The following is a 9,051-nucleotide window of genomic DNA, read 5'->3' as shown; positions in this document are numbered from 1 at the left end:
CTAAACAAAAAATTGAAACAGCTCAAAAAGCTCATGCTCAAAGAATTGCTAATGCTCAAGCTGAAGTTAATAGATTGAAAAACGTTTCTAAAAATACTAAAGCTGAATACAACGAAAAAATTTCACGAGCAGCTACTGATGAGATTCCAGCATTAGTTAAAGAAGTTAAAGCTCTAGATGCTGCTAAACAACCTGCTATTGCTAAAAAAGAAATTGCCGCTGCTCAAAAAGCACATGCTGAACAAATTAAAGAATCTCAAGCTTTAGTTAACAAATTAGAAAACCTTTCTAAAGAAGCTAAAGATGAATACAACAGCAGAATTGCTAAAGCAGCTACTGATGAAGTAGAAGCAATCGTTAATGAAGCTCAAGCTGAAGATACTCATGCTGCTACTGCTAAAAAAGAAATTACAGCAGCTAAAAATGCTCACGAAGCAGAAATCGCTCAAGCACAAGCTGTTGCTAAACAAAAAATTGAAACAGCTCAAAAAGCTCACGCTCAACTACTTGCTGATGCTCAAGCTTTAGTTAACAAATTAGAAAACCTTTCTAAAGAAGCTAAAGATGAATACAACAGCAGAATTGCTAAAGCAGCTACTGATGAAGTAGAAGCAATCGTTAATGAAGCTCAAGCTGAAGATGCTCATGCTGCTGCTAAAAAAGAAATTACTACAGCTCAAAAAGCTCATGCTAAACAAATTGCTGATGCTCAAGCTTTAGTTAATAAACTTGATAAACTTTCAAAAGATGCAAAAGCTAGCTACAATCAACAAATTGCACAAGCAGCTACTGATGAAGTTGCAGCAATAGTTCAAAAAGCTCAAGCTGAAAATGCTAAACAAGCACCAGTTAATAAAGAAGTTAAACCTGCTCAAAAAGCTACAACTACTCCAGGTCAAGCTAACAAAGCTGGTCAAACTACAACTGCTCAAAACAATGGTAAAGTTGTAACTGGTCAAAAAGCTGCTCAAAAAGCTGGTCAAACTACAGCTACTACTAACAAAGCAGCTGCTCAACAAAAAGCTAAAGACGCTAAAAAACAATTACCTGCAACTGGTGAACAAGATCAAGTATTATTCGGATTATTATCTGGTTCATTATTCGCAAGTGCTGGTACATTATTCTTATTAAATGCACGTCGTCGTAAAGAAAACGAATAATTTAATCGTTATTCTTTCTAAAAATTAACACCTATACTGAAACCCGGTAGGGAAATGGTCAATGGCCGTTATCCTTACCGGATTTCTTTGATTTTGACTTATTTCTCTCTAATGTCTGCACAATATTCTCCTTTGTTTATCTTTATGAATTAAAGTGTGTATCTGCTTGACGTTCTAAAGGTAATCCCGCTTCAAACCGCTCAATATACTGTTTGAAACTCTCTACATCCTCTGCTTTTGGTTCAAGCACTAATGCTTCGACATCACCAAATGCATGATAATCTAAGTAATCTGATAGTTTTTGACCTTGGTGGTCCACATGATAACGGGCAAGCACCGCAATACCCCATGCGCCGCCTTCACTGGCTGTCTGCATCACACTGACTGGACTTTCAAGTGCTGCAGCTAAGAAGCTTTGTGCTACGCGTTCTGTTTTAAAAATACCGCCGTGACCAATCATACTGTCGATTTCCAACGCTTCATTACGTTTCAATAAATCGATACCGATTTTCAACGTACTAAAAGCACTGAAAATATGTGTTTTCATCACATTCGCCAAATTAAACTGGCTTTCTACACTGCGAATGAACATTGGATAACCTTTTGGCACATCTGTAATAAATTCACCCGAAACATAGCCATAAGATAATAAATGACCAAGTTCTTTATCCCCTTCAAGCGCCTTTTCGAACATCCGTGTAAATAAGTCTTCCTTCGTATATGCAGCTCCCATCGTATCCAGCACTTCTGCGAATAAATCCATCCAAGCATTGATATCAGACGTGCAGTTATTCGCATGAATCATCGCGACTTCATCACCTGCAGGTGTCGTCACTAAATCAACTTCTGGATACAGTTTCTCTAGTGGATGATCTAAGACAATCATAGAGAAGATACTTGTCCCTGCAGATATATTTCCTGTTCTTGGTGCGACACTTTTCGTTGCGACCATACCTGTTGCCGCATCCCCTTCAGGTGCACACATCGGGCATCCAGCTTGTAACTCTTGATTTGGATCAATCAACTTCGCACCTGTTTCTGTTAAGTAGCCTGCATCTTCTCCAGCTACCAACACTTTCGGTAAAACATCATACACATCTTGCGTATAACCTTCTTTGTGATAAAGGTCATTAAATTGATTTAATAAATCTTCCCTGAAGCGATGCGTCTTCGGGTCTATTGGAAACATACCTGAAGCATCTCCAACGCCTAAAACGCGTTCACCTGTTAAATACCAATGTACATAACCAGATAATGTCGTCATATATCGGACATGTTGCGTATGCGGTGCATCATGAATCGCCGCATCATATAACTGCGCAATACTCCACCTTTCAGGAATATTCACCCCAAAATGTTCTGTCAGCTTACGTGCTGCATCATGTGCGTTATTATTACGCCAAGTACGAAATGGTACTAATAAATCGTCTTTATCATCAAACGCTAAATAGCCGTGCATCATACCACTGATACCTAAAGACTTTAACTGTTTAATAGCTACACCATACTTGTCTTTTACTTCATCTGTCATCGATTGATAACTGATTTGAAGTCCGTTCCAGACATCATTAAGTGAATACGTCCAAAATCCATCTTTAAATGTGTTCTCCCATTCAAATGACCCTGTTGCGATTGTTTCACATTGTGCATTAACCGCGACTGTTTTGATTCGTGTAGACCCAAGTTCTATACCTACACTGATATCTCCAGCTTCAATCTGTTCCTTAATCCTTTCCACAGTTTCCACCTTCTCCTAATATTCATTCACTTTCTCTATTTATGTAACAGTTGTATATACAACTGTGTAACCGTTATCATAAATCGTAATCCACAATGAAAGCGTTGTCAATAAATATCTTAAACGTTTAAGGTTTATTCTTACACTTTAACAAGTGATTTACTAAATATTAGTAGTGTTTGGTGGTTCATGTATTTTCGAGCGCAGTAAATAGCATCATGTTTATGAATATTGAAATAAGTAGACAAAAACTAAAAAAGAGACCTGTCCTTTTTGAACAGATCTCAATGTATGAATCACTCACACTTTTCTATAACGTTTTAAACCAACAATATTCAGTATTGTAAATATTACAATAAAGAGGACTAAAATACCGATATCAAACCAGAATGTATTAATACTTTGTGCTTTAATCATAACTTTAGTCAACGCATCCCCTGCATACCGTAATGGGAACAAATAACCGATACTTGCGATAAAGCGATTCACATTATCCAACGGAATAATACCAGAGAATAATACTTGCGGTACGACTACAATCGGAATAAACTGCAGCATTTGAAACTCTGAATTCGCAAACGTGGAAACGAATAATCCCATAGTAAGTGCCGCAAAGGCAATCAGTATATTGATTAATAGTACCCACAAGATATTGCCTGCGACATCAACTTTCAATAAGTAAATTGAAAACAGTACAATAATCAACGTTTGTATCACCGCAAAGATACCGTATCCAACTAGGTAACCGAACACAATTTCACTACGCTTGATTGAAGTCGCAAGTATACGTTCTAAAGTACCTGTCGTTCTTTCTCTTAGTAACGCAATACCTGAAATTAAGAATACAAATAAAAAGACAAAGAAGCCCATTAAAATCGGAAACATTTTATCAAAATAACTGCTGTTAGCATCTCCATATAAATAATGCGCATCAAGTGAGGTTAATTCTGATGTTTGATTTGATTTCATAGCTGCTTTACTTGCTTGAGGCATCTCAGCCAGTTTTATTTTGATAGTTTTCATTTCACCCGCAAGTGCTTGCATTTTATCTTTTTGAAGGGTACCAGCTAGCATTTGTTTTACTGCTGTCGTTTTACTTGGATTCTCATTCGTATAAGTGACCACTAATTGTTTATCATCTTTTTGAACATAAGCATCTAAATCATGCTGTTCGATTAAGGTTTTGACAGATTCAGAATTAGAATAAGTTTCTGTCTGCACTTTATCTTTTGGCAGTGCTTTAACAAAAGATTTAGGGACATCTTCAGAGAAGCCGATATTTAAGTGTTCTTCATTATCGCTATTAAACAAGAAGAACATAATTGTCAAAATGATTAAAGGGACGATAAACATTAAAGCGAGCGTACGTTTATCACGAACTAGATCAATCATGACACGTTTTAAGACTGCTTTAAACCTCATGATCCTTCGCCTCCTCTGCTTTTAAGAATACCTCTTCAATACTTGAAGCATTAAACTGTTGTTTTAATTCATTTGGTGAGCCTAACGCAAAGATATGACCGTCTACTAATAAGCCAACTTGATCACAACGTTCTGCTTCATCCATGACATGTGTTGTCATCAAAATGGTTTGGCCTTGTTCAGCTAGTTGACGCAGTTCATGCCAGATTTTTTGACGTAGACTCGGATCAATACCCACAGTCGGTTCATCTAAAATAAGCAGGTCTGGTCTCCCTAATAAAGTAATTGCTAGGGATAAACGCCGTTTCATACCGCCTGAAAATGTATGTACAATTTGCGATTGTTTATCTTCTAAATCGACCAGTTTCATATAGCGTTTAATATCCTCGTTTAATTGCTTGCCGGATAATCCTTTTAAATTTCCAAAGAATACTAAGTTCTCTTTCGCACTTAAATTCTCATACAAAGCGAGTGTTTGTCCCATATAACCGACATGGCTCAATACTTTACGATTTGGCATTGAATGATTATAAATAGAAGCTTCTCCTCCATCTAACTGTTCCATACCTAGCCAACATTTAATAGCTGTTGTTTTGCCTGAACCACTCGGTCCGATTAATCCCATAATTTGACCTTGTTGAAGCGTCAACGAAATATCTTCCAGCACCGTTTGCTTATTAAACGCTTTAGATGCATGTGTTAACTGTGCGACAGCTTGCATAACTTCTCCCCCATTTCCTATCTCTGCATTGCATATTCATATTACTTTCATTATAAGCCATTCTGGTCTATGAACAACGTATCACCTTTTTAAAACATCTTAATCACACATTTTAAATATGACAATTTTATCAACTTTGAACAATAGCCTGATATGTAAGTCTAGCAATTAACCTTATGGGTAAATATGATAATGAGACTATTTATATATAAATACAACTTATATTAGAGGAGGCTATTTCTTTATGAAATATGTAATTGTCGGAACTTCTCACGCAGGTTATGCGGCAATCGAAACGCTATTAATTTCAGATCCAGAAGCAGAAATTGAAGTGTTTGAAAGTGCAGATAAACCTTCATTCTTATCCTGCGGTATTCAAAGTTATCTAGAAGATGTTGCGCCTAGCTTAGATTCACTACACTATGCAAGCGTGGAATCACTAGAAAATCGTGGTATTAAAGTTCATGTGAATACTACAGTAACTGACTTAGATACTGAAAATAAAACTGTAACAGTTCAAGATAAAGACAATAATGAATCTAAAGTTGATTATGATAAATTATTCTTAAGTCCAGGCGGCGTACCAAACGCACCGCCAATTGATGGCATCAATGACTATAATAATGTGTTATTCATGCGTGGTGCTGACTGGGCAGGCAAAATCAAAGAACGTATGAAATCTGCGAAAAAAGCAATCGTTGTCGGCGGCGGTTATATCGGTATTGAAGCTGCAGAAGCTTTCGTTAAAGCTGGTATTGATACAACAGTGATGGATGACGGAGATCGTTTAATTAAGACGTACCTAGACAAAGAATTTACTGATATTCTCGAAGAGAATGCGAAAGAACACGGTTTAAAATTCAGAGGTAACGAAAATGTGAAAGCATTAAAAGCAGATGATAACAATAACGTAACTGGCGTTGTGACAGACAACGGAGAATTTGAAGCCGATACAGTTATCTTTACCGTAGGTGTTAAACCTGCGACAGAATGGTTAGATGGTAAAGTGAAATTAGGTACTAAAGGTATTATTGAAATTAACGACCACCTTGAAACATCTGAAAAAGATGTCTACGCAAGTGGTGACGCAACAATGATTCCTTATGCACCTATTGAAGAAGAACGCTATATTGCCCTTGCGACAAACTCTCGTCGTCAAGGTTATGTCGCAGCACGCAACATGGCTGGCCATGATATGAAAATGCCTAGAGTTTCTGGTACATCTGGCTTATCATTATTCGATTATAAATTTGGTCAAACAGGTGTACACGAATCAGAAAAAGATAATTATGACGGTAATTTAGGTGCAACGTATATCGAAGTACCTGTACGTCCTAAATTCAGACAAGATGATACAACTGTGCATCTGAAAATTATCTATGATGAAGATTCTCACCGTATCTTAGGTGGTCAAATTATGAGTAAAGAAGACTTAGTAGAATCTATCAATACAATTTCAGTCGCAATCAATGCGGGTTGGAAATTGGAAGATTTAGCATTAGTTGACTTCTTCTTCCAACCTAACTTTGATCGTCCATGGAACTATCTAAACGTCTTGGCACAACGTGCATTAGGCGATGATGTCTTCCCTAAAGACAATCAATTATTCTAACAACTCATTAAATTAATAATCATGTAGAGTGCGGGGCAGTGTCAAAACGGCACTGTCCCGCTTCTCATGTATTTGCTTAACATACCAACTGCCTTTAGAATGAAAGTAAGCTCAAAAACATAGATAAGTGAGGAGGTTCGTCTAATATGTCTCCAGTTTTAATGTGGGTATTATCATTAATTTTCTTCGTGACGGTTATTTTAATTCAAGGTTCTTTAATGAAACGTATTAAAAGCGACTGGAATTTAATCGTGCCTGTAATTTCTGTACTCGTGATGACAGGTTTATTCATCGCAAACTATATCGTCGTTCCAGTCTACATTCTATATGTACTTGTGACTGCGTTTCACGTTTATAGATACACACACGGTACTGTCAAAAACTTTAAAGGTTTCAAAGACTGACTTACACACATACCTAATTGATTTTAGGTATGTTTTTTATTGTCTTAACAAGCTCAACTAATATGATAAACTATAACCATAATCAATAATATATTATAAAGAAGGTGCAACGTTGGCTACTTTTCTAAGTACTATCAGTATCGTCATTCTTTATGTTGCCGCACTATTTACGCAGCACTACATACTGCGTCATACCAATAAGAAATATAAGTTTGTAGTACCGCTTGTATATTCAGTCATTTTGTTGGTGTTGTTCTTAACACATATCATTAACTTACCAACTTTTATTATTTTCTTTATATTAGGCGCAGTTCAACTCTTTGGCCTTGAACAACAACTTAAACGGCATGAGGAAAATAAACAGAAACATTCTGAAGCAGACAAAAAGAAAGAGGTGTCATAAAACATGTCTCCATTTTTAATGCATTGGATTGTACCGCTTGTTACACTGATTATTGCGATTCTTCTTCAAAAAGTAATTGCGTCAAAAGCAAGTGGCAAAGCTAAGTTTATCATTCCTGTTTTATTCTTCATTATAATTATCGGGTATAACTTGCAAGGTATTATCTTATTAGCTCATACAGTTATTTTTATTGTAGTCGGTGAATTCTTCATCGTACTTCAAGGTTTCAAATCTGATAAAGCACATGATGAAACTGACTAATATTATAAAAGTGGCACGTTTAACGAAAGATTTTGCTTTCTTAAACGCGCCGCTTTATTTTATACATTCATTTGTTTGATACGTTGTGCCTGTTTTTCTTTTTCTTTTAATTCACTTTCTTCTCTTTCTTGTAAATTTGTTTTGTATGATACAGGTTCTTGAGGTTTTGGCATCGCATGATGCAAGGGTTCTATATTAGGATATTTCTCTCGTTGATCAGATGTTGATTCGAATTCCTCTGTTTTCTTCTTTTCTGCTGACTGTTCTTTTAAATTTGAATCTTGTTGAAGGTATTTCGGACGATTCTTCACTTCATAATAAATACGTCCAATATATTCACCAATAACTCCTAATGAAATCAACTGAATACTACCTAAGAATAAAATCGCAAAAATTGTAGTGAAATAACCTGGTGCATCAATACCGTTAAAGATAATCATTAAGAAATTGATTAACAAGTATAATAAACTAATACCAAAGATTCCCATACCAAAGTACATAATTGTACGTAACGGCTTGTTGTTAAACGAAATAACACCGTCTACACCGTAATCTAATAATTTAAAGAATGACCACTTAGAGTCTCCAGCTATGCGTTCTTGGTTTTCGTATTCAATCGTTTCTGTCTTATAACCTACCCAAGAAAATAATCCTTTAGAGAATCTTTGTGTCTCTCCTAAATTAGCAAGTGTACGTACGACACGTTGACTTAATAAACGGAAATCACCTACACCATCTTCAATTGGTACATCGACGAAGCGATTGACCAACTTATAATAACAATGCGTCATAAATTTACGTGTAGCTTTTTCACCTTCACGATTACGTTTAGCAATAACTTGGTCTGTACCATTTTCTAAATACTTCTCAATCATTTGTGGAATTAATTCAGGTGGATGTTGTAGATCACCATCTAAAATAATCACTGCATCTACATCTCTACTTTGATCCAGTCCAGCATACATTGCAGCTTCTTTACCAAAGTTTCTACTGAATTCAATGTATTTTACGTGTGAGTCATATTGGCTGTAATCTTTAACCTTTTCAATTGTGCTGTCCTTACTCCCGTCGTCAATAAAAAGCAAATCAAATTCATAGTTTTGTTTTTTCGAATCTTCTTCTAGAACTTTCTTTAGTTCTTTGTATGTGTAGTTGATAACATCTTCTTCATTAAAGCATGGGATTAACATTCTTACTTTAACCATTCTATTTCTCCGTTCTATTGTAAAATGTTTCCACTTCTTCTATTTATATTAAGGGTTATTTATCTATATACCCAAATTTGTATTTTAAATTTAGAAACAGTATGTTTTTAATATACTACTTAGAA

9 protein-coding genes are annotated in these 9,051 nt (G+C 35.8%); 5 read left to right on the top strand and 4 right to left on the bottom strand.

Features of this window, described 5'->3' with window-relative positions; translation table 11 throughout:
• Positions 1-1,160 (top strand): LPXTG cell wall anchor domain-containing protein (locus tag HMPREF3031_RS11190; RefSeq protein ID WP_142351327.1); only part of this gene is annotated, 1,160 nt, incomplete at its 5' end.
• 142 nt (positions 1,161-1,302) lie between these two features.
• On the opposite strand, the gene HMPREF3031_RS11185 is transcribed toward HMPREF3031_RS11190, so the two are convergent.
• The 3 genes from HMPREF3031_RS11185 to HMPREF3031_RS11175 all read right to left on the bottom strand — a co-directional run bounded on the left by HMPREF3031_RS11185 (position 1,303) and on the right by HMPREF3031_RS11175 (position 5,041).
• Entirely contained in the window at positions 1,303-2,898 is a 1,596-nt protein-coding gene (locus HMPREF3031_RS11185) for a xylulokinase (protein WP_002479933.1), read from the bottom strand.
• 300 nt (positions 2,899-3,198) lie between these two features.
• Entirely contained in the window at positions 3,199-4,320 is a 1,122-nt protein-coding gene (locus tag HMPREF3031_RS11180; RefSeq protein ID WP_002479934.1) for an ABC transporter permease, read from the bottom strand.
• A complete protein-coding gene (locus HMPREF3031_RS11175) occupies positions 4,310-5,041 on the bottom strand; it encodes an ABC transporter ATP-binding protein (protein ID WP_002479935.1) in 732 nt (243 codons plus the stop codon). Before HMPREF3031_RS11175 ends, HMPREF3031_RS11180 begins: the two co-directional genes overlap by 11 nt.
• Positions 5,042-5,285: 244 nt before the next feature.
• Here HMPREF3031_RS11175 and HMPREF3031_RS11170 point away from each other — a divergent pair, with 244 nt between their 5' ends.
• From HMPREF3031_RS11170 to HMPREF3031_RS11155, 4 genes are all read left to right on the top strand, one after another.
• Positions 5,286-6,653 (top strand): FAD-dependent oxidoreductase, encoded by a 1,368-nt coding sequence (locus tag HMPREF3031_RS11170; protein WP_002479936.1) that lies wholly within the window; start codon positions 5,286-5,288, stop codon positions 6,651-6,653.
• Positions 6,654-6,799: 146 nt separating this feature from the next.
• The gene (locus tag HMPREF3031_RS11165) at positions 6,800-7,057 is read left to right on the top strand and encodes a hypothetical protein (protein ID WP_002479937.1); all 258 of its coding nucleotides are present in this window, start codon (positions 6,800-6,802) and stop codon (positions 7,055-7,057) included.
• A gap of 112 nt (positions 7,058-7,169) precedes the next feature.
• Positions 7,170-7,460, top strand: a complete 291-nt coding sequence (locus tag HMPREF3031_RS11160) for a hypothetical protein (RefSeq protein WP_002479938.1) — start codon at positions 7,170-7,172, stop codon at positions 7,458-7,460.
• A 3-nt stretch (positions 7,461-7,463) separates the two neighbouring features.
• Entirely contained in the window at positions 7,464-7,721 is a 258-nt protein-coding gene (locus tag HMPREF3031_RS11155) for a hypothetical protein (protein ID WP_002479939.1), read from the top strand.
• A 59-nt stretch (positions 7,722-7,780) separates the two neighbouring features.
• Here the strand turns inward: HMPREF3031_RS11155 and HMPREF3031_RS11150 are convergent, their stop codons facing one another.
• Complete coding sequence (locus tag HMPREF3031_RS11150) at positions 7,781-8,926, bottom strand: glycosyltransferase family 2 protein (RefSeq protein WP_070724948.1); 1,146 nt, start codon at positions 8,924-8,926, stop codon at positions 7,781-7,783.
• Positions 8,927-9,051: the final 125 nt, after the last annotated feature.

Source organism: Staphylococcus sp. HMSC072B07 (genome assembly GCF_001815505.1).
GTDB lineage: Bacteria > Bacillota > Bacilli > Staphylococcales > Staphylococcaceae > Staphylococcus > Staphylococcus simulans.
This window is presented reverse-complemented; position numbering and strand designations above follow the sequence as displayed.